20 protein-coding genes are annotated in these 25,038 nt (G+C 73.6%); 13 read left to right on the top strand and 7 right to left on the bottom strand.

Translation table 11 applies throughout. The features are described from left to right. Positions 1–94: 94 nt before the first annotated feature. From ABZ953_RS38300 to ABZ953_RS38290, 3 genes are all read right to left on the bottom strand, one after another. Positions 95–1,471 carry a hypothetical protein gene (locus ABZ953_RS38300; RefSeq protein WP_361733979.1) on the bottom strand — a complete coding sequence of 459 codons (1,377 nt, stop codon included), beginning with the start codon at positions 1,469–1,471 and terminating at the stop codon, positions 95–97. Positions 1,472–1,476: 5 nt separating this feature from the next. Next, a complete protein-coding gene (locus ABZ953_RS38295; protein ID WP_361733977.1) occupies positions 1,477–3,099 on the bottom strand; it encodes a peptidoglycan-binding domain-containing protein in 1,623 nt (540 codons plus the stop codon). A 124-nt stretch (positions 3,100–3,223) separates the two neighbouring features. After that, positions 3,224–6,706 carry a BTAD domain-containing putative transcriptional regulator gene (locus tag ABZ953_RS38290; protein WP_361733975.1) on the bottom strand — a complete coding sequence of 1,161 codons (3,483 nt, stop codon included), beginning with the start codon at positions 6,704–6,706 and terminating at the stop codon, positions 3,224–3,226. 469 nt (positions 6,707–7,175) lie between these two features. On the opposite strand from ABZ953_RS38290, the gene ABZ953_RS38285 reads away from it, so the two are divergent. The 12 genes from ABZ953_RS38285 (at position 7,176) to ABZ953_RS38230 (ending at position 20,941) form a co-directional block, all read left to right on the top strand. After that, positions 7,176–8,762 carry a phage tail sheath subtilisin-like domain-containing protein gene (locus ABZ953_RS38285; protein ID WP_361733973.1) on the top strand — a complete coding sequence of 529 codons (1,587 nt, stop codon included), beginning with the start codon at positions 7,176–7,178 and terminating at the stop codon, positions 8,760–8,762. A gap of 62 nt (positions 8,763–8,824) precedes the next feature. Continuing rightward, complete coding sequence (locus ABZ953_RS38280; protein WP_361733971.1) at positions 8,825–9,268, top strand: phage tail protein; 444 nt, start codon at positions 8,825–8,827, stop codon at positions 9,266–9,268. Beyond that, positions 9,268–9,714 (top strand): hypothetical protein, encoded by a 447-nt coding sequence (locus ABZ953_RS38275; protein ID WP_361733969.1) that lies wholly within the window; start codon positions 9,268–9,270, stop codon positions 9,712–9,714. The genes ABZ953_RS38280 and ABZ953_RS38275 overlap by 1 nt, the downstream gene beginning before the upstream one ends. Next, on the top strand, positions 9,711–9,869 hold the full coding sequence (locus tag ABZ953_RS38270) for a DUF6760 family protein (protein ID WP_361733967.1): 159 nt from the start codon (positions 9,711–9,713) through the stop codon (positions 9,867–9,869). The genes ABZ953_RS38275 and ABZ953_RS38270 overlap by 4 nt, the downstream gene beginning before the upstream one ends. Positions 9,870–12,875: 3,006 nt before the next feature. After that, positions 12,876–13,469 (top strand): hypothetical protein, encoded by a 594-nt coding sequence (locus tag ABZ953_RS38265; protein WP_361733965.1) that lies wholly within the window; start codon positions 12,876–12,878, stop codon positions 13,467–13,469. Between the two features lie 64 nt (positions 13,470–13,533). Then, positions 13,534–13,971: a phage tail protein gene (locus ABZ953_RS38260; RefSeq protein ID WP_361733963.1), complete on the top strand. Its 438-nt coding sequence runs from the start codon at positions 13,534–13,536 to the stop codon at positions 13,969–13,971. A 1-nt stretch (position 13,972) separates the two neighbouring features. Beyond that, on the top strand, positions 13,973–14,722 hold the full coding sequence (locus ABZ953_RS38255) for a LysM peptidoglycan-binding domain-containing protein (RefSeq protein ID WP_361733961.1): 750 nt from the start codon (positions 13,973–13,975) through the stop codon (positions 14,720–14,722). Next, positions 14,719–16,638 carry a VgrG-related protein gene (locus ABZ953_RS38250; RefSeq protein ID WP_361733959.1) on the top strand — a complete coding sequence of 640 codons (1,920 nt, stop codon included), beginning with the start codon at positions 14,719–14,721 and terminating at the stop codon, positions 16,636–16,638. Before ABZ953_RS38255 ends, ABZ953_RS38250 begins: the two co-directional genes overlap by 4 nt. Positions 16,639–16,686: 48 nt before the next feature. Next, positions 16,687–17,100 carry a GPW/gp25 family protein gene (locus tag ABZ953_RS38245; RefSeq protein WP_361733957.1) on the top strand — a complete coding sequence of 138 codons (414 nt, stop codon included), beginning with the start codon at positions 16,687–16,689 and terminating at the stop codon, positions 17,098–17,100. Positions 17,101–17,106: 6 nt separating this feature from the next. Next, complete coding sequence (locus tag ABZ953_RS38240) at positions 17,107–19,068, top strand: putative baseplate assembly protein (protein ID WP_361733955.1); 1,962 nt, start codon at positions 17,107–17,109, stop codon at positions 19,066–19,068. Further along, positions 19,065–19,691 (top strand): phage tail protein, encoded by a 627-nt coding sequence (locus ABZ953_RS38235; protein ID WP_361733953.1) that lies wholly within the window; start codon positions 19,065–19,067, stop codon positions 19,689–19,691. The genes ABZ953_RS38240 and ABZ953_RS38235 overlap by 4 nt, the downstream gene beginning before the upstream one ends. A 2-nt stretch (positions 19,692–19,693) precedes the next feature. After that, a complete protein-coding gene (locus ABZ953_RS38230) occupies positions 19,694–20,941 on the top strand; it encodes a zinc ribbon domain-containing protein (protein WP_361733951.1) in 1,248 nt (415 codons plus the stop codon). Positions 20,942–21,095: 154 nt separating this feature from the next. Here the strand turns inward: ABZ953_RS38230 and ABZ953_RS38225 are convergent, their stop codons facing one another. Beyond that, positions 21,096–22,019 carry an LLM class F420-dependent oxidoreductase gene (locus ABZ953_RS38225; protein ID WP_361733949.1) on the bottom strand — a complete coding sequence of 308 codons (924 nt, stop codon included), beginning with the start codon at positions 22,017–22,019 and terminating at the stop codon, positions 21,096–21,098. Positions 22,020–22,265: 246 nt separating this feature from the next. Here ABZ953_RS38225 and ABZ953_RS38220 point away from each other — a divergent pair, with 246 nt between their 5' ends. Next, positions 22,266–22,532: a hypothetical protein gene (locus tag ABZ953_RS38220; RefSeq protein ID WP_361733947.1), complete on the top strand. Its 267-nt coding sequence runs from the start codon at positions 22,266–22,268 to the stop codon at positions 22,530–22,532. Positions 22,533–22,660: 128 nt separating this feature from the next. On the opposite strand, the gene ABZ953_RS38215 is transcribed toward ABZ953_RS38220, so the two are convergent. The 3 genes from ABZ953_RS38215 to ABZ953_RS38205 form a co-directional block, all read right to left on the bottom strand. Further along, positions 22,661–23,143: a DUF6099 family protein gene (locus ABZ953_RS38215; RefSeq protein WP_361733945.1), complete on the bottom strand. Its 483-nt coding sequence runs from the start codon at positions 23,141–23,143 to the stop codon at positions 22,661–22,663. Between the two features lie 179 nt (positions 23,144–23,322). Then, positions 23,323–23,658 (bottom strand): nucleotide pyrophosphohydrolase, encoded by a 336-nt coding sequence (locus ABZ953_RS38210; protein ID WP_361733943.1) that lies wholly within the window; start codon positions 23,656–23,658, stop codon positions 23,323–23,325. Further along, positions 23,655–24,821 carry an ATP-binding protein gene (locus tag ABZ953_RS38205; RefSeq protein ID WP_361733941.1) on the bottom strand — a complete coding sequence of 389 codons (1,167 nt, stop codon included), beginning with the start codon at positions 24,819–24,821 and terminating at the stop codon, positions 23,655–23,657. Before ABZ953_RS38205 ends, ABZ953_RS38210 begins: the two co-directional genes overlap by 4 nt. Between the last annotated feature and the right edge of the window lie 217 nt (positions 24,822–25,038).

The following is a 25,038-nucleotide window of genomic DNA, read 5'->3' as shown; positions in this document are numbered from 1 at the left end:
TACATCGCCTCCACCGACCCGCACGCCGACCGCGACCGGGCCGCCGCCTGCTTCGGCATCGCCCTCTTCTCCGGCTGTTGCGCCAGTCCGACTGTTACGGCCAGTCGGAGAGCCGCCAGCCCATGCTCTTGCTGTTGTCGTCGCACTTCCACGTGACGGCGCTCTTGTCGTTCTGCATGTCGACGAGGCACTCACCGGAGCCGACGGCGACGATCCGCGTCAGGCCGTCGGGACGCTTCTCCAGCTTCCACTTCTGGTTGCCCGGCAGCCGTCCGGTCCTGATGTTCTCCGGCGGCGCGTGGAAGATCTGGGCGATGTTCGTGTCCACCTTCTGGTCCAGGACCGCGCCCGGGGCGTTGGCGGGCTCCAGGGCGTAGGTGTCGGACTCGGGGTAGTGGTGCAGGATCCAGTCCTGGTTCTTGCCGAACTCGTCCGAGAGGGCGGGGTTCTGCCCGACGTAGGTGCCGTCGGCCGTCTCGCCCTGCTTGACCTCCAGGTACCAGCCGCTGCCCGCCTGGATCGTGTGCGTCTTGGGACCCTTGGGCTTGTCGTCCTTCTTACCGCCGCCGCCGCCTCCGCCGCCCTTCGGCGCGTCGTCCTTGTCCTCGGCCGGCGGCGGGGGCTCCTCCTCCTTCTTCTCCTCCTTGCTGGGGCTCGCCGACGGGCTCGGCGCGGGCTTCACGTCGCCCTGCGGGAGCTGTTCCTGGCTGCCCGGCTTCTCCTTGGCCTGGGTCGACATGGCCGGCTTGTGCTGGAACCACATCACGGCGAAGGCAAGGAGCAGCGCGAACAGGACCGAGAACACCGCCATCACCCAGCGCGGGATCACCGAGGGCTGCACGTACGTGCCGCGCAGCTCCACCGGCTCGGGCACCCCGGCCCGGAGCACGGAGAGCGTGAACGGGTGCTTGCGGGTGCCGCCGACCCAGCTCACCGCGCCGGGCTTGATGCGCAGGTCAGCGAAGCCGGCCCGGCCGGGGTTGACCTGGACGGATCCCGGCTCGGTCTCGACCTCCAGCTCCTCGCCGTTCTCGCGCCCGGAGAAGGAGGCCGTCAGCTGCTGGTTGCCGAGGTTGTCGACGGCCACCGACGCCTTGGCGCTCAGCCGTCCCCGCACGATCAACGGAAGCAGTTCCGAACGGAGTTCGGTGAACGGGCCCACGGTGATCTGTCCCTCGGCCACGTCCGTGGTCTGCGGGTTCTCACGGGGCTGCACCCGCACGCCGAACGGCGTCGGGCCCGCCTGGGCGTCCGAGGTCCGCGGCGGCGCGAAGTGCACCTCGGCGGTCGCCTCGGCCCCCGGGTACACGCGCAGCACGTCGGGCTGCACGCGGGCCCAGCCCGCCGTGGCGCCGACCACCTGGAGGCGGTACTCCTCGACCGTGTCGCCGGTGTTGCGCACGCGCAGCCGTACGTTCGCGGTGGAGCCGGGCTCCACGCTGGTCGCGGCAGGTTCGAGCGAAGTCCACATGCCGCTCACCGCCCCGCCACGCCAGGGTTGTTGACGCTGCCGCCGACGAGCGCCTGCAAGGTGGCGCTGTCGGCGACGCCTGTCGCCGGAAGGCCGACGGACACCTGGTACTCCTTGATGTGGGCCGCGGTATTGCTGTTGTACCGGGCGGTCGTGGGCGGCTTGCCGCCGTGCTTGAAGTAGGAGACGCCGTGCTCGGCGTAGTCCCGGTCGCGGTCCAGGTCCTTGTCGCTGATGCCGGCCTGCGACGCCCACCAGAACGCCGCCTGCAACTGCACGACCTCCCAGCTGTCGGCGCCGGACCGGACGTCGTCGGCGCGGATGCCCTGCGCCCACAGGGAGGTCAGGGTGGCCCGGCCGAGCGTGCCCTGCGGATCCGTCTCGAAGATCTGCGCGCTGTTGTGTCCGGAGCTCCGGCCGGTGCGGACCACGGCCTTCTGGTAACAGATCAGTTTGGCCTCGGTGTTGGAATCGATGACGCCGGGTGTCCAGTCGCCGGTGAGGTTGCACGGGTTGCGGGAGCCGAGGGCCGCGAGGCGGCGCTGGGCGTACTCGACGACGACGTCGGACCGGTAGCCGCGTCGCCAGGGCGGGCCGCTGCGGGGTCTCTCACCGCCGCCGCCCGACTTCGCTCTGTCACCACCACCGCCGCCGCCTCCGCCGCCGGACGAACCGCCCGTGGAGCCGCCCTCGTCCCCGCCGCCTCCGCCCGAACCACCCGAACCGCTGCCGCCGCCGGAGCCGGTGTCCGCTCCCCCGCCGCCCGAACCGCCGCCGTCCGCCTTGCCCTTGGGCGGCGGCGGGGCATCCGAGAGCTTGGCCTTCTCGCCGCCCTGCGGGACCGCGGCGGGCGCGGCGTCGGCCTGGTTCTCGCGGGCCGACCCGTTGAACTTGGGCGCGTAGGAGAACCAGATCACCGCGGAGGCGACGCAGAGCGCCGCGACCACGCTGCCGAGTGCGAGCAGCGCGCGGGGCAGGACCGGCCGCTGGTCGAAGCTGCCGGGCAGCTCGTGGGCCTGCTCGTCGCCGGAGCGGCGCACGGCGACGGTGAACGGGTGCGCCTGCGCGGGCCCCGTCCACCGCACCCGCTGCGGGCGCACGGTGGCCTTCGCGAACACGGCGCGGCCCGGGGCCGCCTGGATCGCTGTGGGCGTCACGTCGAAGATCAGTCGGTCGGCGTCGTCACGGAAGCCGATGGTCGCGGTCAGCGGGGTGTTGCCGAGGTTGTCGACGGCGACCGCGGCCCGGCCGCGGAACCGTCCGACAACGGTGGGCGGAAGGAGCTCGGCCCGCACCTCCGAGAACGGCGTGACGGTGACCTGGCCCTCGACGACGTCGCGGGACTCGGGCTGCTCGCGGGGCTCCACGCGGATGCCGAACGGGGTGGGTCCCGCCTGCACGTCCGGGGAGCGGGGCGGCGCGAAGGAGACCTCGGCCGTGCCCTCGCTGCCCGGGTAGAGCCGCAGGATCTCCGGTTCGACGCGGGACCAGCCCGCCGCGGTGCCGACGACTCCGAGCCGGTACTCCTCGACGGTGTCTCCCGTATTGCGTATGCGAAGCCGTACGGTCGCTCGGCCACCGGGGTCCACGGTCACCGCGGCCGGGTCAAGGGAGTTCCACCACGTCATACGGGCACGGTAGAGCGCACCACCGGGCCTCTCCTTGTACGAAAGGGCGACGTCAGGGGCAGCCCGCCCTGCCCTCGCGAACGGCCCTGCCGGCCCGGTCCGGTTGCGCACGGCGCGCGACGTCTCAGCCGTACGCCGAAAGGACCGGGCCCGGCACCCCCGAATGCGGCTGCCAGTGGGAGAGCAGGGCGGCGATGTCGGCCGCCTCCGAGGCACCGCGGCGCTCCATCACCCGGTGGGCGATCCGCAGCGCGGCTCTGGCGCGTTCGAGGTCGCCGAGGGCCAGCAGCGCCTGGCCGCGCGCGGCCATCGCGAGCGCGTGGCAGAACGCGTCGCCCAGCTCGCCCTCCACCGCGAGGGCCGCGTCCGCGCTCTTCATGGCCGCGCCGGGGCGGCCCTGCGCCAGTTCGCAGTAGGCGAGGCGGGCCCAGCACAGCGCCTCCCAGCGCGGGTCGAGGGATTGGCCGTGCAGCCGCTGGGCCTCGCGCAGCCGCTCCGCGGCCCCGGCCGCCCTGCCGTCCCGCAGCAGTGTGCAGCCCGCCTGGTAGAGGACGTGGGCGAGCGTGGACGTGCTGCCCGACTGCCGCGCCTGGCGCTCCGCCTCGACCACCGCGGTGTCCGCGGCGCCGCGCCGGCCCAGGCAGATGTAGGCCCGCGCCAGGTGGGACAGGATGCGCACCCGGTCGCCGTGCCCGCCGAGTGCGCCGAATCTGGCGTACGCGAGGCGCAGTTGCTCCAGCGCTTCCTGGTACCGGCCGACTCCCATGAGGACGATGCCGAGTTCGTGGCTGGCCTCGGCGCCGACCAGCAGGTCACCGGCCGAGGCGGCGAGGCGCAGGCTCTCGCGCAGGGCGCGTTCGGCGCGGTCGTAGGTCTCGGTGCCGTAGTGCGGGGCGCCGAGGAGACGCAGCGCGCGGGCCGCCGAGCGGTCGTCGCCGTGGGCGCGTGCGGTCCGCAGGGCGAGTTCGGCGAGCGGCTCCAGGTCCCGGTGGCGGGCGGTGCCTGCCACGAGGTGGGACCAGGCGGTGAGCAGGTCGACGGTGGGGCGCAGACCGGGCGGCCCGTCGGACGCGTCGCCCGCGTCGCCCGCGGTGGCCGTGTCACCCACCGGATCCGATACGTGCCGCAGCGCGTTCTCCGCGGCGTCGCACAGCCGCGAGTGCGCGACGACCAGCCAGTCCCGCGCCGCGGTCTCGTCCGGCAGCGGCTTGCCCGCGGAGTCGGGGACGTGCAGGAGCTGGGGCAGGACGCTGTGCGGTTTCGTGCGGCGGATCGCGGTGATGACGGTGGCGAGGACGTAGTCGAGGAAGCGGAGCCGGGCCGCGGCGCGGTCCGCGGCGCTCTCCTCGCGCTCGCACTGCCGACGCGCGAAGAGCCGCACCAGGTCATGGAAGCGGTAGCGGTCCTCGCCGTGCAGTTCCATGAGCCCGGCGTCGACGAGGCGTTCCACCACGGCCTCCGCCTCGTCGTCGGCCACGTCGAGGAGCGCGCCCGCGGCGCCCCGGCAGAACGACGGCATGTAGCAGAGGGAGACCATGCGGAAGGCGTGCGCGAGCTCCGGTTCGAGTGCTTCGTACCCGAGCCGGAAGCTCGCCTCGACACCCAGGTCGTCCACCCGCAGCTCGTCCAGCCTGCGGTGTTCGTCGCGCAGCCGTGCCGTGAGGTCGGCGACGGAGCGGCCGGGGCGCGCGGCGAGCCGGGCCGCGGCGATGCGGACGGCGAGGGGAAGGCCGCCGCAGACGGCGACCAGTTCGCGGGCGGCGGCCGGTTCGGCGGCCACCCGCGCGGCGCCGGCCATGGCGGAGAGCAGGCCGAGCCCCTGCGGCTCGTCCATCGTCTCGACGTCGACGAGCCGCGCCCCGGGCAGGGTGATGGTCCGCGACCGGCTGGTCACCAGGACCGCGCAGCCCGGGGTGCCGGGCAGCAGAGGCCGCACCTGGGCGGAGTCGCGCGCGTTGTCGAGGAGGACGAGCACGCGGCGCCCGGCGAGGAGCGAGCGGTACAGGGCGGTCTGCTGGTCGAGGCTGTCCGGCACGGCGCTCTCGGGCACGCCGAGCGCGCGCAGGAATCCGGTGAGCGCGCAGCCGCTGTCCACGCCGGGCGCCGGATCCGCGCCGCGCAGATCCACGTACAGCTGCCCGTCGGGGAACTCGTCCCGTAAGGCGTGTGCCACGTGCACCGCGAGCGCGGTCTTGCCGACGCCGCCGAGGCCGGTGAGCGTGGCCACGGCCATCGCGTTGCCACAGGCGGCGGTGCGCAGCGTCTCGGTCAGCAGTCGCGCCTCGGCCGCCCGTCCGGCGAAGTCGGGTACGTCGGGCAGGAGTTGGGCGGGGATAAGGGGGGCGGGGGCGGGGGTGCGCAGGGGGTGCGGGGGCGTGCCGTCGAGGGGCCGGGCCGGGCGGTCCGTGCGGCGGTCCGTGCCCATCGGCAAGGGCAGGGGGCGAGGGAGGTGACGGTCGGCGCGAGCCACGGCGGGGAGCGGGGGCCGAAGGCGGGCGGGGTGTTCCGCAGGGCTCGGGGCGGCGCTCCCGTCGTCCCCCGCGCTCCGGTCGCCCCCCACGCTCCCGTCGTCCCCCACGCTCCCGTCGTCCCCTACGCTCTTCGGCCCGGCGGGCGGCTGCGCCCGGCCCGGCCCTTCGCCCGGCCGCTTCCGGCCGGATATGTGGGGGCGCTGTTCGCCGACGCGCGGCGGCGACACCGCGTACAGGGCGGGGCGGGTGCCCCGCAGCGGTGCGGGCAGCGGCCCCGGCCGCGCGGCGGCGGCCTCGGGGAGCGGGGCTCCCTTCAGCAGGCCCTCGTACAGCGTGGTGAGGTCCTTGCCCGGGTCGACGCCGAGTTCGGTGGCGAGCGTCCTGCGCGTGGTCTCGTACACGGCGAGGGCGTCCGCCCGGCGGCCGCCGCGGTGCAGGGCGAGCATCAGGAGGGCCTGGGCGCGCTCGCGCAGCGGGTGCTCGGCGGCGAAGACGCCGAGCGGGGCGGTCGTCTCGCCGTGACAGCCCAGTTCGAGCGCGCAGGAGAAGAACTCCTCCTGCGCGGAGACGGACAGTTCGGTGAGCCGGTCCCGCTGGCGCCGGGCGTACGGGCCGGGCAGGCCGGCCAGCGGGGCGCCGTCCGACAAGGCGAGGGCGGCGGTCAACTCGGCGTAGGAGTCGGCGTGTTCACCGGCGGCGCGCAGCGCACGCGCGGCGGCGACCCGGTCCTCCAGCTCGCTCGCGTCGAGGGAGCCGCTCGGCAGCCGCAGGGCGTAGCCGTCGCCCGCCGACACCAGGAGCCTCGCGGGTTCGCGGGCGCGCCGGTCGGGTTCGAGGAGGGCGCGTAGCCGGGAGACGTACGTGCGCAGCGTGCCGACGGCCCGCAGTGGCGGCTCCTCGCCCCACAGGGCGTCGACCAGCTCGGCCGCGGACACCGGGTGTCCGCCGCGCAGCAGCAGCGCCGCGAGCGTCGCGCGCTGCTGCGGCGGGCCGAGGGCCAGGGCGTGTCCGTCGCGCCAGGCCCGCACCGGTCCGAGGACCTGGAACCACAGCGTTCCGCCCGGGGCGTCCCGGCCGGCTCCGTCCTCACCGTTCCGGTCCGCCCTGCCGCCCGCGTCATCCGCGTCGCCCTGCATTGTCAGCCCGCACCCCTTGCCCCGTGACGCACCGCGAAGTGCCCGTTCGTACCGACCGAGGATGGCCGGACGCACCAAACGTTACGTCAGCCCCAGAGGTCCCCCCTCACCGTGGGGGCCATGGACCCCCATGTTGACCAGGTATTGACGCTGCCGACACCGGGGGCGGGGCATATGCGCCACGGACCGGCCACATCCGGCCGTGGCCGGTGGGCGCCGCGGACCCGTCCCCGATCGCTGTGACCGGACGGGCAACCCGCGGCGGCCCGCCGCCGTCCGGCCCCGCACCGCACCGCTTGTTCCGACCGGAAGGTTTCCCCGGGCGGCTGAACGGGCACTGCCCTCTGCCCTCGTTGACGTCCGTCCGTCTCTACGCACCGGTGCGCGCGTGGGACATCGTCGACACGGTACGAATCCGTGCCGGCTGTGCGCCGGTCCCGCTCGCCCTCGAACCTTGGAGCACAGCAGCATGCCCAACTACCTGTCCCCCGGCGTCTACATCGAGGAAGTCGCCAGCGGTTCGCGTCCCATCGAAGGGGTCGGCACCTCGGTGGCGGCCTTCGTCGGTCTGGCGCCGCGGGGACCGCTCAACGAGCCGACGCTGGTGACCAACTGGTCGCAGTACGTGGCCGCGTTCGGCGAGTTCACGGACGGGTACTACCTGGCGCACTCCGTGTACGGCTTCTTCAACAACGGTGGCTCCGCCGCGTACATCGTGCGCGTGGGCGGCACCGACGCCGACGGAACTCCCCAGCCCGCCGCCGCGGCCCCCGCGCAGGCGCCCAAGGAGCTCACCGCCGGTGAGCCCGTGGCGCTCGGCGGCTTCAGCGTGTCCGCGCTCACCGCGGGCAGCGCGGACGGCGGGGCGCTCACCGTCGAGGTGCAGGACGGCGAGGGCGAAGGCGCTGCCGACCGCTTCAAGCTGATCGTCAAGGACGGCGACAAGGTCGTCGAGAGCTTCGACGTCAGCACGAAGAAGACGGCCCGCAACTACGTCGTCACCCAGGTCAAGCAGCGCTCCAAGGTGATCGTCCTGGAGGAGGCCGCGGCGGGTCAGCTCGCCAAGCCCGACGCGCAGACCGTGACGCTCGCGCCGCCGAAGGCCGCGCCCCCGGCCGTGCCCGCCTCCAACGGTGCCGTGTCCCGCGTGGAGACCAAGCAGTTCATCGGTGACTCCGCGGACCGCACCGGCTTCGGTGGCCTGGAGGCCCTCGACGAAGTCAACATGGTCGCGGTGCCGGACCTGATGGCCGCCTACCAGCAGGGCCTGATCGACGAGGAGCAGGTCAAGGCGGTCCAGCTCGGTCTCATCTCGCACTGCGAGCTGATGGGCGACCGCATGGCCATCATCGACCCGCCGCCGTCGATGAACGCCCGCCAGATCCGCCAGTGGCGGCAGGAGGGCGCCGGCTACGACTCGCGCTACGCCGCCCTGTACTACCCGTGGATCAAGTCCTTCGACCCGGCCTCCGGCCAGTCGGTGATCGTGCCGCCGTCCGGCCACATGGCCGGCATCTGGGCCCGCAACGACGCCGAGCGCGGTGTGCACAAGGCCCCGGCCAACGAGATCGTGCGCGGCGCCGTGGACCTGGAGCTGCAGATCACCCGCGGCGAGCAGGACCTGCTCAACCCGGTCGGCGTGAACTGCATCCGCGCGTTCCCCGGCCGCGGCATCCGGGTGTGGGGCGCGCGGACCATGGCGTCCGACCCGGCCTGGCGCTACCTGAACGTCCGCCGCTACTTCAACTACCTCGAAGAGTCGATCCTCATCGGCACCCAGTGGGTCGTCTTCGAGCCCAACGACCAGGCCCTGTGGGCGCGCATCCGCCGCAACGTCTCGGCGTTCCTGGTCAACGAGTGGCGCTCGGGCGCACTGTTCGGTTCCCGCCCCGAGGACGCGTTCTACGTGAAGTGTGACGCGGAGACCAACCCCGTCGAGTCGGTCGACCTCGGCCGGGTCGTCTGCGAGATCGGCATCGCGCCGGTCAAGCCCGCCGAGTTCGTGGTCTTCCGGCTCGCGCAGTTCTCCGGCGGTGGCGGCGAGCTCGAGGAGTAGAGAGCCCGCCGCACGAACCGCCCTTCAGCCATCCGCAAGAACCGCAACAGGAGTGAACCCCCTTGTCCCTTCAGCCCGGTGACGCTCTCACTACCCACAATTTCGGCCTGCAGATCGACGGTGTCATGGTCGAGTACCTGCAGGAGGTCAGCGGCCTCTCCATGGAGCAGGACGTCATCGAGTACCAGCAGGTGTCGGCCGACGGCAAGCCCGTCGTCAAGAAGATGCCCGGCGTGAAGAAGGCCGGCGAGTGCACCGTCACCCGCGGCATGACGCAGAGCCCCGTCTTCAGCGAGTGGATCAACAAGTCCATCGCGGGTGACATGGGTTCGGCGCGCAAGAACGCCACGATCATGATGATGGACTACCAGAACAACCCGGTGAAGCGGTACAACCTGCGCGCCGCCTGGTGCAGCAAGGTGGAGACCAGCGGGGTCAAGGCCGGCGACGCCGCCGCCCTGACCGAGCAGGTCACCATCGTCTTCGAAGAGCTGGTCATCGAATAATGCGGCGCGAAGGCCCGGCGGCGCCGGGGGCAGTGGCGGGAGCGGTTCCTGGTGCCGTGACGGACACCCGCGAACCGCTCCGGACGGAGTTCGAGTTCGAGTTGCCGCGCGGATTCGTGGACGAGTCCGGCACCGTGCACCGCAACGGTGCGATGCGGCTCGCGACGGCACGCGACGAACTGGTGCCGCTGCGGGACGTCCGCGTGCGCGAGAACCCCGCCTACCTGTCCGTGGTGCTCCTCGGCCGGGTCATCACCCGCCTCGGCACGCTCGCCCTGGTCCACGACGGCACGGTGGAGAACATGTTCGCCTCCGACCTGGCCTTCCTGCAGGACTTCTACCGGCAGATCAACGCGGAGGGCCACACCCGCGCGGCTGTGGCCTGTCCGCACTGCTCGGAGTCCTTCGAGGTGGAGCTGGCCGGGAGCCGCCTGGGGGAATCGTGACGTACGCGGCCGACCGCATCGAGGAGGAAGTGGCGTACCTCGCCTACCACTTCCACTGGGGCATGGACGACATCCTCGACCTCGAACACGCGGACCGGCGCGCGTACGTAGGGCGGACCGCCAGGCTGGTGGAACAGGCGGAGGCGAGGCAGTGACAGGTCGGTGAGGTGCGGCAGTCGGTCGGTGAGTCGAGGTAAGTGATGGGCTTGTTCAGGTGGCGGCGGGGATCGCGGGGCGACGCGAGCGATGCGGCGGTGCCGGGTACGGGTGTCGCGGGCTCGCCGGAGCCGGGTGCGGCGGATTCGGCGGGTGCCGGGGCTGACGCCGGTGCTCCGGTTGCTGGTGGCGGTGCCGTTCGTGACGGCGGGTGGGCCACCGTGCCGCCGGTGCAGCGCGTGCTCGCGGCGCCGCGGACGGTCTCGGAGCACGGCTTCGGCGCGCTGCTCGCCACGCACCAGAACCCGTCCTTCGGCGGGGAGCTGGGCCATGCGGTACGGGCTTCGGCGCCCGGAGGCCTGCTGCGCGACGTCCTCACGCCGGTGGCCGGCAGCCCGGGGAACCTCGACCTGCCGGCGCTGCGGCTTCCGGTACGGGGGCAGTCGGAGGCCGCGGTCTCCGATGACATCGGGGGCATCGGGGCGATCGGGGCGGCACCTGCCTTCGCCCCGTCGCGGCCTACGTTCGGTGGGCCTTCGCCTCGGTCGACTGCGTCGGGCTCATCGGGCTCGTCCGGCTCGTCCGGCTCGTCGGGCTCTCCCGCCCCCTCCGCCCCTTCCGCGTCGGCTGGGCCTGCGGTGCAGAGGTCGGCTGCGGCTGCTGCGCCTGCTGCCCCGGGGGCGTCCCGTGCTTCGGGGACTTCCGGTACTCCGGGGGCGTCCCGTACTTCGGGAGCTTCCGGCACTCCGGCGGCGCCTGCTGTTCAGAGGTCGTCCGCTGCCTCGGCTGCGCCTGCTGCCCCTAACCCGTCCGCTGCCCCGGCCACGCCTGCCGCTCGTAACCCGTCCGCTGCCCCTGCTACACCTGCCGCCCCGCGCTCGTCTGCTGCCTCAGGTTCTCCTTCGGCGTCGGCGGCGCCCGCTGCCCGGAGCTCATCTGCTGCCCCGGCAGGACCGCCTGCCCGAAGGTCGCCCTCGGCCCCAACCTCGACGGGGCCTGCCGCCCCGGCCGGACCTGCTGTCCGAAGGTCGGCTTCTGCCTCTACGGGGCCTGCCGCCCCGGACTCGCCTGCCGCTCCGGCCGGACCTGCTGTCCGGAGGTCGTCCGCCGCCTCGGCGAGCCCCGCCGCTCCGAGCTCTCCCGCTGCCTCCAGCTCTCCTTCCGCCTCGGCTGCCCCGCGCTCGACTGCGCCTGCGGCGCCGGGCTCGACTTCTGCCTCGGCTGGACCGCCCGTCCAAAGGTCGGCCTCGGCTTCCGCCTCCGCGGGACCTGCCGCTCCGAGCTCGCCTGCTGCCTCCGGCTCCCCTTCCGCCTCGGCGGCGCCTGCCGCCCCGAGCCGGACCTCTGCCTCGGCTGCGCCCGCTGCCCCCAACTCGTCCTCCACCCCGGCTGCGCCCGCTGCCCCGAACCCGTCCTCTCCCCCGGCTGCGCCTGTAGTTCCTCGCTCGTCCGCCGCCCCGCGCTCGACTTCGGCCGCAGCTGCGCCCGCCGCTCCGAGCTCATCCGCTGCCCCGGCTGGACCTGTCGTCCAAAGGTCGGCCTCCGCAGGACCCGCTGCCCCGCGCTCGACTGCGCCTGCGGCGCCGGGCTCGACTTCTGCCTCGGCTGGACCGCCCGTCCAAAGGTCGTCCTCGGCTTCCGCCTCAGCGGGACCCGCTGCCCCGCGCTCGTCCGCCGCCTCGACTGCGCCTGCCGTACCGGTCGTGCCTCTCGTTCCGAAGTCGTCCGCTGACTCAAGCCCGTCTCCTGCCTCGACCACGCCTGTTGCCCGGCGCTCGGCCGCAGCCCCGGCTGGACCTGCCACTCCGAGCTCGCCTGCTGCCTCGGCCGGGCCTCCTGTCCAAAGGACGTCGTCCCCCTCCGCTGCTCAACCCGCCACCGGCAACAAGGCACCCGTCACCGAGGCGGGTCAACCGCCCGTTCAGCGCCAGGTCGAGTCCGGCGGACCGCAGCCGCAGACTCGTACGCGTACAGCGCACCAAGAAGCGTCGAGCGCCGCCAAGACCGCTCCGCTCACCGGTGCCCGGACCGCCCCTGCTCCCGCTTCCGCCCCCGCCCCCGCCCCCGCCACCGCCCCGAGCGACTCGGCAACGGGCGATGGACAGGCGGCGAGCCCCCGCTCCGTACCCGTAGTGCAGCGGTCGCGGCGGGCAGGGCGCTCTCCGCTCGTCGCAGCGGTGCCCGCCGTCGTGCCGCAGCGGAAGCTGTATCCCGTCGGGATGACGCCCGCCGCGTCGCCCGCCTCCGTCGCGCCGGACGCCTCCACCGGTGTCCTGCCCGCTGATGTCCCCGGGCCGGTGTCCCCCGCCGGTCCGGGGACGCATACCGCCCCCGCGGCCCCCGACCCCGTCGCTGTACGGGCGAATTCCCCCGTTCAGCCCGTACAGCGGCGGCCTCTCGTACGTCGGGTCCGGCGCGCGCAGGACGACGGCGGCGCGGCAACAGCCACTCCTCGTCCGGGCCTCGGCCAGCCGTTGAGCCAGCCCGTGAGTCAGCCGCCCACCGCGCCTGCCGCACCCTCCGCACCTCCCGCGCCCGCCACCCCGGCGCCGCAGGGCCGCCCCCGCCGGAGCCCGATCGGCGCGCCGGTCACGCCCGTTCAGAAAGCTCAGGCACAGAAGGCTCAGGCGCAGAAGAACCAGCCCCAGACCCAGCCGAAGCCTCAGCCCCAGACCCAGACCCAGACCCAGCAGGCAGAAACCAGCGGCGCCCCCGCCCCCGCCGCAGCCCCCATCACAACCCCCGTCACACCCCCCGAACCCACCCCCCAGCCCACTCCCCTCCCGGCGCCCACCCCCGAGCCGCAGCCCCTCCCCGTAGTCCCGGTCAACCGCCGTATCGCACCCGGCGGTTACCGGCCTGCGGAGCGCGGCGCCGCTCATCCTCGCCCCCTCGCTCCCTCCCGGGGCCTCTCCGTCCAGCCCTCGGCGACGGCGACGGCGACTGGTGGGCCGACGCCCGCCCCCTCCGGCCCGGCCACCCCGGCGGCGCCCGTCCCCGGCCCCGTGCCTCTCCAGCGCTCCGCGGGCGGCGCCGGGCCGCGGTCCGGGAACGGTCACGCCCCCGCGCCCGCCGCCCCGGTCGTCGTCCCGCTCGGGAAGCCCGGCGCCCCGGCCCAGCGGCGCGCGGCCGCTGTCGCTCCCGCTCAGCCCGCGGTACGCCATTCGGCCGCGGCACCGGCCCCGACACCGGCCGCCCAGGCCCCCGTACGCCCGTCGACCGTCCGCCGGGCGCCCACCGCGCCCGTGCAGCGCCAGGCCGCTACCCCCGAACCACCGGCCCCCGCCCCCGCACCCGTCAAGCCCGCACAGCCTGCCGCCGCCGCGCCCCGGCAGCCCGTCACCGTCGCCCGCACCGGCGCCGACACGACGGCGGGCAGTACCGGCGGAGGCAACGCGTCCGCGCAGTCCGATCCCGCCACCCCGGCCGCCGCGGCCCACTCAGGCTCCGCCCCCGCCCCCGCCCCCGCCTCCGAATCCAGCCCCGCCGAACTCGACGATCTGGCCCGACGCCTCCTGGCCCCTCTCTCGCGCCTGCTCCGCGCGGAGCTCCGCAGCGACCGGGAGCGGGTCGGGCGGCTCCGCGATCACGGTCGCTGAGACTGCCACAGCCCTCGCCCCACCCCGTCCGCACCACCTCCGCAGAGAACCCAGGAAGTAGCCCATGCCCTCGACCCAGGACCCAGGTTCGACCGTCTTCTTCAAGCTCACCATCGACGGCCAGGACCTCGGACTCTTCAACGGCTGCGACGGGCTGGCCTCCGAGGTGGAGGTGGAGCAGCGGCAGGAGGGCGGCAACAACGGGTTCGTCTGGCAGCTGCCCACCCGCGTGACGTTCTCCACCATCCGCCTCACCCGGCCGCTGACCGCGGACACCTCGCGCGTGGCCTCCTGGATCTCGTCGATCGCGACCGGCATCTCGCGGCCCACCGCGCAGATCGCGGCCCTGCGCGCAGACGGTTCCATCGTCGCGCAGTGGGGGCTCGTCGAGGTGCTGCCGGTGCGCTGGCAGGGGCCGAGCCTCAGTCCGGACAGTCCGGCCGTGGCGACGGAGACCCTGGAGATCGCGCACCACGGGTTCACCGACGCGGGAGGTGCCTGAGATGGCCGCGCCGACCGGCGGCAAGGCCGGGGCGAGCCTCGTCCGCGCCGCGCTCGCCATCCACCAGCCGCCGACCGACCTCGGCGGGTCGATGGGTGGGCGCATCGGCGAGGTGGAGTTCCAGTTCAACCCGACGCAGCTGCAGATGGGGCGCTCCGCCGAGTGGCGCACGCAGCGTGCCGTCGCCTACACGCGCGGCGCCCCGCCCAAGTTCACCGGCTCCGCCCCCGCCACCCTGCAGTTGGAGGTCTTCCTCGACTCCTCGGGCACCCCGAACTCGGGCAAGGTGCAGAAGCAGGTCGAGATGCTGCTCTCCTGCTGCGAAGTGACCCCGCAGAGCCTCACCTCCAAGCGGCCCTCGCCGCCCTGGGTGCGGTTCTCGTGGGGGTCGTTCAACACCGTGCAGTTCGTGGCGTACGTGACCAACGTCAGCGCCACGTACACCCTGTTCAATCCGACCGGCGAACCGATCCGTGCCACCTGCTCGCTCGCGCTCACCGAAGTGGCGATGCCCACCAAGGGGCAGAACCCGACCTCCGGCGCGCTCTCCGCCCGCCGTGTGCACCGGACCGTCGCCGGTGACTCGCTGGCGTCGCTCGCCTGGCGGGAGTACGGGGACGCCACCCGCTGGCGGCTGATCGCCGAGGCCAACGAGATCGACGACCCGATGCGGCTGAGACCCGGCACCGAGCTGCTGCTGCCCGCCGCCGACGAGGCACACCCCACCCCCGCCGACGTGGAGTCCGCATGACCGAGAAGACGTATACGAGCGTCCTGCACGCCGAGATCGGCGGGTCCGCCCTGCCCGACAAGCTGGCCCTGCTGCTCGTCGAGGGCTGGGTGGACTCCAGCGTCAACGTGCCGTCCGCCTTCCAGCTGACCTTCGCCGACACCGGCGGAGACATCCTGGAGAAGTTCCCGCAGATCAAGGTGGGCGCCAAGGCGGTGCTCTCGCCGTTCACCGACGGGCGGCGCGGCAAGCCCATGCTGACCGGTGAGGTCACCGCCCTTGAGGTGGACGCCGACGCGGGCGGCAAATCGCTCGTCGTGCGCGGCTACGACCCGGGCCACCGGCTGCTGCGCAACCGCCGCGTGCAGGGCTACCCGAACATGACGGCCTCGGACATCGTGCGCCGCCTCGCCGGTCTGAACAGCCTGAAGATCGGCAAGATCGACTCCACGCCGACGGTCTACGAACTGGCCACCCAGCCCAACATCACCGACTGGGACTTCCTGTCCCGGCTCGCCCAGGAGAACGACACCCACCTGTCCTTCGACGAGGACGGGAAGCTGCGCTTCGCCAAGCTCAAGCCCGCCGCGGGCGCCCCGTCCGACACCACGCCGGCCGCGCAGAGCCCGTACGTGCTCGAATTCGGGCACAACGCGCAGCACAGCCGGGTCGCGGTGACCGCCGCGGGTCAGGTCTCCAAGGCCGGGGTGCGCGGCTGGAACATGCGGGCCAAGCGTCCCCTGTCCGCGCAGTCCCCGGCCATCAGCAGCAAGGACATCGTCGCCGACATCACGCCCGCGCAGCTCTCGAAGCCGTTCGGCAAGGCGACGCTGACGGCCACCGAGACCCCGTACACCACGCAGGCCCAGGTCACGCACGCCGCCCGGTCGCTGGCCGACGACGTGGCGGGGTCCTTCGCCGAGGTCGAGGTCGCCGTCACCGGCAACCCCGACCTGAAGCCGGGGCAGCCGGTGGCGCTGAAGGGCGCCGGGTTCCCGTTCGAGGGGAAGTACACGGCGACCGGGGTCCGTCATCTCTTCGAGTCGGGGCGGCCGTTCACGACGTGGCTGACCGTCTCGGGACGGCAGTTCCGCTCGCTGTACGGGCTCGCCTCCGGCGGCGCGGATGCCGCACCGACGATGCCGGGCGTCGCGAACGCGCTGGTCAGCAACGCCAAGGACCCGCTCAAGCTGAACCGCGTCAAGCTGCGCTTCCCCTGGCTCTCGGACACGTACGAGAGCGACTGGTGCCGCATCGCGCAGCTGGGCGGAGTGCGGGGCGGCGGCCTGATGATGCCCGAGGTCGGCGACGAGGTGCTCGTCGCCTTCGACCGGGGCTCGCTGGAGCACCCGTACGTCCTTGCCGGGCTGTACAACGGCATCGACAAGCCGACGCCCAACACGGACGGGCTGCAACCCATCGACCGCACCAGCGGCAAGGTCAACTGGCGGTCCATCTCCTCGCGCAGCGGACACATCATGGAGATGGTGGACGCCAAGACCCGGTTGAAGAGCGGGATCCGGCTACAGACGGGCAACGGCCGTCTCACCGTCCACATGGACGAGGCGAAGACCAGTGTGACCATCCGCAGCGACGGTTCCGTGTCGATCTCCGGCACCCGCAACGTCAGCATCCGGGCGGGCGGCAACCTGTCGCTGATCGCGGGCGGTTCGCTGACGATGAGCGCGGGCGGGGCCGTCGACATCAAGGCAGGCGCCAAGTTCGGGGTCAACGCGGGCGGCATGGCGGACATCAACGCGGCCGGTGTCGTCAGCCTCAAGTCGGCCGGTGCGGTGGCCGTCAACGCCGTCGGGGCGGTCTCCGTCACCGCGGTCGGCGCGGTGGCCGTCAACGCGGGCGCCGCGGCGGCCATCAGCTCCCCGGCCACGGTCGCGCTGAGCGCACCGGCCGTACTGCGCAACGGCATTCCGTTCTAGGAGCCCTGAGGATGGTGAGGGACATGCGCCCGGAGGGGGTTGCTGGAGATGAGTGAGCAGTTTGTCGGCGCGGGCTGGACGTTCCCGCTGCGTATCGACGCGGGCGGGGGCATCGCGCTGGCGCGGCGCGAGCGCGAGATCGAGGAGTCGATCCGGCTGGTGCTCGCCACCGCGCCGGGCGAGCGCCCGATGCGTCCCGAGTTCGGCTGTGCCGTGCACGACATGGTGTTCGCGCCGGTCAACGAGGCGACGGCGGGCCGCATCCGGTACGAGGTGCGGTCCTCGCTCGACCGCTGGGAACCGCGCATCGAAGTCCTGGACGTCGAGGTCAGCCCGGCCCCCGACGACCCGTCCGTCCTGTTCATCGACGTGAGCTACAGCGTGCGCGGCACCAACAACCCGCGCAGTCTCGTCTTCCCCTTCTATGTGATCCCGTCCACGGAATCAGAGAGCGGAGTCTGAAGTCCGATGGCCCTGCCCGCCCCCCACCTCGACGACCGGCGCTTCCAGCAGTTCGTCGACGACGCCAAGCGCTACATCCAGCAGCGCTGTCCGGAGTGGACCGATCACAACGTCTCCGACCCGGGTGTCACCCTCGTCGAGGCGGTCGCGCACATGGCCGACCAGATCGTCTACCGCCTCAACCGCGTGCCCGAGAAGAACCACCTGGCCTTCCTCGACCTGCTCGGCGTGACCCTCTTCCCGCCCTCCGCGGCCCGCGCCGACGTCACCTTCTGGCTGTCCGCGCCGCAGACCGAGCCGGTGGTCCTGCCCGCCGGGACGGAGGTGGCGACCAGCCGCACCGAGACCGAGGAGGCGGTGGCCTTCGCGACGGAGGGCGATCTGACCGTGGTCCCCTGCGAACTGGCGGCCGTGCTGCGCCAGGAGGAGGGCGGCACGCCGCAGGACTGCGGGCAGGACGTCTTCGGCGGGCGTGACGTGACGGTCTTCGCGACCTCCCCGCGGCCCGGCGACACCCTGCTCTTCGGGCTCAGCGCCGCGGTGCCGCGCTGCGCGGCCGTACTGGAGCTGGACAGCCGGGTGGACGGCGTCGGCGTCGACCCGCGCCAGCCTCCGCTGGTGTGGGAGGCGTGGACCGCGGACGGCTGGACCGAGTGCGAGGTGGACGAGGACACCACCGGTGGCCTCAACCGGCCCGGCGAGGTCGTCCTGCACGTCCCGGCCGGTCACATCGTCTCCCGCCTGGGGCGGCAGGAGGCGGGCTGGCTGCGCTGCCGGGTGACCGAGGCCGCCAAGGGCCAGCCGTTCTACAGCGCGTCGCCGACCGTGCGGTCCGCGTCCGCGTTCACCATCGGCGGCACGACGGTCGTCGCCCACGCGGACGTCGTGAGCGACGAGATGCTCGGCGACTCCACGGGGGTGCCCGGACAGCGCGTACGCCTTGCCCAGGCGCCGGTGGTCGCCGACCGGCCGCCGCTGCTCCTTGAGGTCTCCGACGGCGAGGACGCGGGCTGGCACGCGTGGCAGGTCGTGGACAACTTCGCCTCGTCCGGCCCGTACGACCCCCATGTCACGCTCGACGCGGCGACCGGCGAGATAGCCTTCGGCCCCGCGGTGCGCGAACCGGACGGCACCCTGCGGCAGTTCGGCGCGGTGCCGGGCAAGGGCGCGGCGATCCGCGCGACCCGCTACCGCACCGGCGGCGGCCGCGCGGGCAACGTGGCCCGCAGCGCGATCCAGGTCCTGCGCAGCTCCATCCCGTACGTCGCCCGCGTGGAGAACCGGGAGGCGGCGCGCGGCGGAGTGGACGGCGAGACCGTGCAGGAGGCCAAGGTCAGGGCGCCGATCGCGCTGCGCGCGCAGGAGCGGGCGGTGACGGCGCGCGACTACGAGGAGCTGGCCCGGCGGGCCGCCCCCGAGACGGCCCGGATCCACTGCCTGGCAGCGGAGTCCGCGGAGGTCGGTGAGAACGCGGTCCGCGTCCTGGTCGTCCCCCAGGCGGTGGCCGACCGGGACGGACGGCTCCGCTTCGAGCAGCTGGTGCCCGGCGAGGAACTCCTCTCCCGCGTCACCGACTTCCTCGACGACCGCCGCCCGCTGGGCACCCGCCTCTCGGTCGGGCCGCCCTACTACCAGGGCGTCACCGTGGTCGCCACGCTGCACTCCTTCCGTGCCGCACAGGCCGAGCGGGTACGGGCCGAGGCGCTCGACGCGCTGTACGCCTACCTCGACCCGCTGACCGGCGGCGCGCACGGCGAGGGCTGGCCGTTCGGCAGGCCGCTGCGGGCCGGCGAGATCTTCGCCGCGCTGCAGCGGGTCCCTGGCGTGGAACTGGTCGACGAGGTCCTCCTGCACCCCGCCGACCCGCTCACCGGCCGCCGCGGCGACGCCACCGACCGCATCGAACTCGCCCCGTCCGCCCTCCTCTTCTCCTTCGACCACCGCGTCCGCGTGATCGAGGCACGATGACGGCGGGCACCGAGAGCGTGCGGCTGCGCAAGCAGGGAACGGCGCCCGGCACCCCGCCGGGCTCGCGACGGCAGTCCGTGCCGGACCTCGGTTCCGCTCATCCGATCGGGGAGCAACTGCCCGCCGTCTTCGCCGACGACGACTTCGTGCTGCGCTTCGTCTCCGGCCTCGATGTGGTCCTCGCGCCCGTCTTCACCGTCCTGGACTGCCTGGACGCGTACTTCACGCCGTCCCTGGCGCCCGAGGACTTCGTCGACTGGCTGGCGGACTGGGTCGGTACGGAGCTCGACGGCACGGAGGCACTGCCGTTGCGCCGCCACGCCGTGGCCTCCGCCGTCAACCTGCACCGTGTCCGCGGCACCCGCCGCGGCCTGTCCGCCGCCGTCGAACTCGCCTTCGGCGTGCGGCCGGAGATCACCGAGAGCGGCGGCGCGACCTGGTCCTCGCGCCCGCTGGGCGCCTTCCCCGGCACCCCGCGCCCCGGCCTCCACGTGGCCCTGCGCGTACGCGACCCCGCATCGGTGGACCCGCACCGCCTGCGGTCCGTCGTCGCTGCGGCCCGCCCCGCCCACCTCCCCTTCACGGCCGAGGTGACCGCCACACCTGCCCCTGAAGGGACCTAGCCATGCCCGAGCAGCCCGAGATGGACGACATGCCGAACTCCCCTTCCCACACGCCCCCGTGCCCCGAGTGCGGCACCCCGGCCCGCCTGCACGGCCAGTCCTTCTGCGACTCCTGCGGCGCCTTCCTCCGCTGGGACACCCCGGCCACGCCGGTCGGCCCGTCGAGCGCCGCCGACGGCGCGCCCGCCGCGCACCGCCCGGACCGGGTGGACCCGAGGACCGCCGGTACCCCGGCGGCACCGCCGACCCCGCCCCGGCCGCAGAACACCCCCGCGGGCCCGCCCGGCTCCACCGACACCACCGTCCCGCTCCCCAACGGCCCGGCGGAGCCCGCCCCTTCGCGGCCCTCCCCGGCGCCCACGTCCCCGCCCTCCCCCGCCCCCTCCTCGTCGTCCCCCTCCGACACGGCCATCCGGTCCCTGCTCGTGCCGGTGCCGGACGCCTCCGACGCCATCGCGCCGCCGGAGAGCCCCGGCGGAGTGCTGCCGGGCAGGCCCGAGGCGGCACGGCCCCGCGTACGGCAGGCCGCCGTGCCCGTCGAGCCCGAGTCCGGCACGCCGTGCCCGAGCTGCGGAACGCCCAACGCTCCCCGTCGGCACTTCTGCCGCAGCTGCGCGAACCCCCTCAGGGACTCCCACGGCCCGTCCGCCGAGGGCCCCTACGCCGGTCAGCGCCCCCGGCTGCACCGCGACCGCACCCGCTGGATCGCCCGCGCCGTGGGCATCGCGGTGGTCGCGGGCCTGCTGGTCGGCGGCATCTTCGGCGGCCCGCCCGCCGCCCGCGCCATCCAGGACCACTTCGCCAAGCGGGTCCCCGTCCACCCCACCGACTACAGCGCCTCGCACTCCGCCCCCAAGCAGGCGGCCAAGCTCGCCTTCGACGGCTACGCCAACACCTGGTGGGGCACCGGCTACGCGGGCGACGCGGCGGGCCAGTGGCTGCAGGCCGACTTCGGCCAGCCCACCGATCTGCTCAACCTGCTGATCACCCCCGGCACGTCGCCCCGCAGCGCGCAGGCCGCCGAGCAGGCGAGGCCGATGGAGTTCGACCTGGTGGTCAGCGACTCGGCGGGCAAGGTGCACACGATGCACCGCCGGATCAACGACGGCGGCGTGCAGAAGGTCGACGTGCGCGTACGGGACGCGGTGAGCGCCCGCATGGTCCTGCGCTCCGCGTACGGCGCGGGCAAGAAGCGGCAGGTGGCCGTCGCCGAGCTGGAGTTCTTCGGCCGCTCGACCGGCGGCCAGTAGCCAGGGGTGGAGTAGCCAGGGGCGGAGTGACCGCCGGGCCCCGGAGGGGTGAGCCCGGCGGTCACGTATGAGGACCGGTCGGTCGGCCGATCCGGTCGAGTGCCGGGTCCGGTCGAGTGCCGGGTCCGGTCGAGTGCCGGGTCCGGTCGGTCGCCTACGACAGTTGCGACTGCACCTGCGAGGAGATGAGCTCCAGGTGGTCCAGGTCGGAGAGGTCCAGGCACTGCAGGTAGATGCGGCTCGCGCCGATCGCCTGATACCGCCCGATCTTGTCGACGACCTCGGCGGGCGAGCCCGCCAGACCGTTCGCCTTGAGCTCGTCCACGTCACGGCCGATGAACGCCGCACGCCGGGCGACGTCCGCGTCGTCCTTGCCCACGCAGACCACCAGCGCACTGGAGTACACCAGGTCGCCGCCCTTGCGCCCAGCTTCCTCGGCGGCCGCGCGGACCCGCCCGAACTGCCGCTCGCTGTCCTCGACCGAGGCGAAGGGGATGTTGAACTCGTCGGCGTACTGCGCGGCGAGGCGCGGGGTGCGCTTCGCGCCGTGGCCGCCGATCAGGACCGGCACCTTCGGCTGGGCGGGCTTGGGCAGGGCCGGGGAATCAGTGAGCTGATAGTGCTTGCCGTCGTGGCTGAAGGTCTTGCCGACCTCCGTCGACCACAGGCCGGTGACGATCTCCAGCTGCTCTTCCAGACGGGCGAACTTCTCCTTGGGGAAGGGGATGCCGTACGCCTTGTGCTCGTCCTCGAACCAGCCCGCGCCCAGGCCCAGTTCGACCCGGCCGCCCGACATCTGGTCGACCTGGGCCACCTGGATCGCGAGGACACCCGGCAGCCGGAACGTACCGGCGGTCATGAGCGTGCCGAGCCTGATCCGCTTGGTCTCACGGGCGAGTCCGGCGAGGGTGATCCATGCGTCCGTCGGCCCCGGCAGGCCGTCCGCGGAACCCATGCTGAGGTAATGGTCGGAGCGGAAGAACGCGTCAAAGCCGAGGTCTTCGGTGGCTTTGGCCACGGTGAGCAGGGTGTCGTAGGTGGCCCCTTGCTGGGGCTCGGTGAAGATTCGAAGATCCATGGCTCCATCCTGCACGCTTGAGCACCCGTCAACCCCGCCGGTCCCGCCGATCTCCCACCACCCCGGTCGGGTGAAAACCCGTCAACACGACGGTGGCGCACGCCCGGCCCAGTGACCCCGCCCGCCGGGTGATCGTTGGCTCGTGCGGAGCCGGGCCGCCCGGCACCCGCACCGGCGGTCGCTGCCGGTGCGTCGCTGCGTCAACTGCCTTCCCTCTGTGGGAGGGCGAGGGCCGAGGAGGCCGCCATGTCCCAGGAAGCCGTGCCCGAGCAGGAGGCCGCACACGATGCGCCCGTGCCCGCGCAGCAGGGCGCACCCAAGGGCCTGCTGCAGCAGATGGAGGAGTTGATGGCAGCGCTCAACGCGGACCTGACCCAGCTCGACGCCGATCTGCAGCAGTCCACGTCCCCCGGCACGCGCTCGTCGGGCGCCTCCGCCCCGAGCACCCCCGCCCCCAGCGCCTCCGCCCCGGGTGTCCGTCCGCAGAGCGGCGACGGGCCCGGCCGCTACTGACAGCACCGGCGCTCCCCCGGGACGTGTGCGGCCTGCGCGATCTGTACGGCCTGCGCGATCTGTGCGATCTGTGCGATCTGTGCGATCTGTGCGACCCTGCCGATCGGCGGGGTCGGCACGGAGCCGCCTCATGACGGGCCCGCCGCCGAGTCGGGCTGGGGCAGGCTCTCTTCCCGCACCGCGAGCCTGCGCAGCATCTCGATGACCCGGTCCCTCGACTCGTCGGCCGCGTCGATCGCCTCCATGCACTGCCAGTACACCCCCTCGTCCTCCGCGCTCATCGCCACGCCGACGAGCGCGATGCCCACCTCGCCGAGGAGCCTGCCGAGTCCGAGCAGGACCTCATGGGCGTCGCCGGTCCCCGTCAGCCGCGCCGCCCGTATGTCCTCCGTCCCCAGGCGCGGGGCGTCGAGCACCCCGCAGGCTCTGCCGCCGACCTCGCTCAGGCCCAGCGCCTCGCCCCGTAATTCAGGAGGGCCCGCTACCGCGAGGTGACCGCCGATCGCCTGCGCGAGGGCCTGCGACTGCCAGACCTCCACGACGATGTCCGCGGGCTCCTGACTGCGCGCAAGCGCGCGGCGGTTCGCCTCGATGAGCCGCATCGCGTTCATACCCGGCCCCTCCATCCCGCGCGCACTCACCGCACGATTGCCCGAACTCCCCTGTCCACTACCCAGAGTGATACTCATCCGGGCGAAAAGCCAGGGCGGGCCGGAAATCTGTGGACAACCAGTCGAGCTTGGCCAAGCCATCCACTCCGGAGAGTGACGAAAGTACCGGAAGCGGAGGTTCAGGGGCCTTCGGGCGTCGGGAAGCGGCGCTCGTTCCGCTCGATCTTCGCCGCGAGCGCGGCCAGCACGTCGATCCCCAGGACCTCGCAGAACTGCAGCAGATAGGCGAGGACGTCCGCCACCTCGTCCGCCACCCGGGGCGCCGTGTCGGGGTCCTTCATCACCCGCGCCGACTCCTCGGGCGTCAACCACTGGAAGATCTCCACCAGTTCGGACGCCTCCACGCTGAGCGCGGCGGCCAGGTTCTTCGGGGTGTGGTACTGCTCCCAGTCGCGCGCCGCCGCGAACTCGGCCAGCCTGCGCTGCAGTACCGCCACGTCAATTCGTTCTGTCACGACTCCAGGTCTACCACCGAGGCGCCCGCGGCGCCGGTGGCCCAGGACGCGTCGCACACCGCCCCCACCAGCCGGATGTGTCCGCGCGCACAGGTGCGGGCCGCCAGTTCGCCGAGCGCCCGGACCTGGCGGACGTCGAGACGCCGGTCAAGGGCGTCGGCGAGGACCGTCAGGGTCTGGTAGGCCTGCGGCACCTCGGCGACCGGGTCGACGGCGAGCACGCCGGGCCCGGTGAGCAGGACGAGGGACAGGGCCAGATACCGCAACTCGCCGTCCCCGAGTTGCCCGAGCGGCGTCCGCACCCCGCACCCCCGGTCGACGAAGGCGTGCACCGCGCCGTCCGCCCCCTCCTCGGCCAGCACATCGGCGACCGGCCCCGTACACCCGGAGCGCACCGCCGCGACGAGCATTCCGTGGCGCACCGCACACTCCGACCGGGTCCGCCACAGCACTTCGGCGAGGTTGTCGCAGCCGCCGAGTAGACGGCCCGCGCCGATCAGTCCCGCCGGAACCGGGGCGCGCATGCGGCTGGGCCGTGGGTCACAGGCGAACGCCGAGCGCAGCGCGACCACGACCTGCTCCGCCGCCGCGAGCACGAGGCGCTGCCCGTCGGTCTTCCCCGCCACCCGCAGCGGTACGAGCGCCGTGCCGAGCCGGTCGTCCGGCATCGGGGCCCGCGTCACGGGCACCGTGCCCGCGGTGTGCCAGGCCGCCTGGACCACGCGTCGGCCGGGATCGCGCAGCGCGGTCTCCAGGAGGACGAGTCCGCCTCGGGTCAGCCGCTCGCCGACGACGCGCAGTTCGGGTTCGGCCTGCACGGCGAGGTCGAGCCGGACGGCCCCCGCGGGCCCGTCGACCGTGCAGCCGATCCGGAAGCCGCGCCGCCGTTGCAGGTCGGCGCGGGCGCGTTCGGGCACGCAGGCGACGGGGTCCGCGAAGACCTCGGAGAGTTCCGCCCCCGCGCAGAGCCGCGCCAGCGACTCGTACGCGCCCAGTGCGCTGGACTTGCCGCTGCCGCTCGGCCCGGTGAGCAAGGTCATCGGGCCGAGCGGGAGCACCGCGGCGCGGTGCCCGGCGAATGCGGACAGGCGCAGTTCGGTGACCTGCGGCCGGTCCTGGATCGCCGGGGACTCCGCGACCGACACCCGGGTATGCACCGTCATGTCCGGACGGTAAGCGGCGGCGATTCAGGCGAACCGTTACGCCGAACCGACTTTCCTACGATCGAGGGATTACCCGGGAAGGGCCCCCGAGCCGCGCCCCGAGGGGCTAGGGCCGGTGTAGAACCGCGCAGGCCCAGAACCGCGCAGTCCTAGGTCTGCGCAGACCTAGGTCTGCGCCGCCCTACGGGAGGGCGCCCGCGGCCCCCACCCCCGAGAC

Source organism: Streptomyces sp. NPDC046465, assembly GCF_040646035.1.
Lineage (GTDB): Bacteria > Actinomycetota > Actinomycetes > Streptomycetales > Streptomycetaceae > Streptomyces.
The sequence above is the reverse complement of the archived record's forward strand: the minus strand, read 5'-3'. Positions and strand labels throughout refer to the sequence as shown.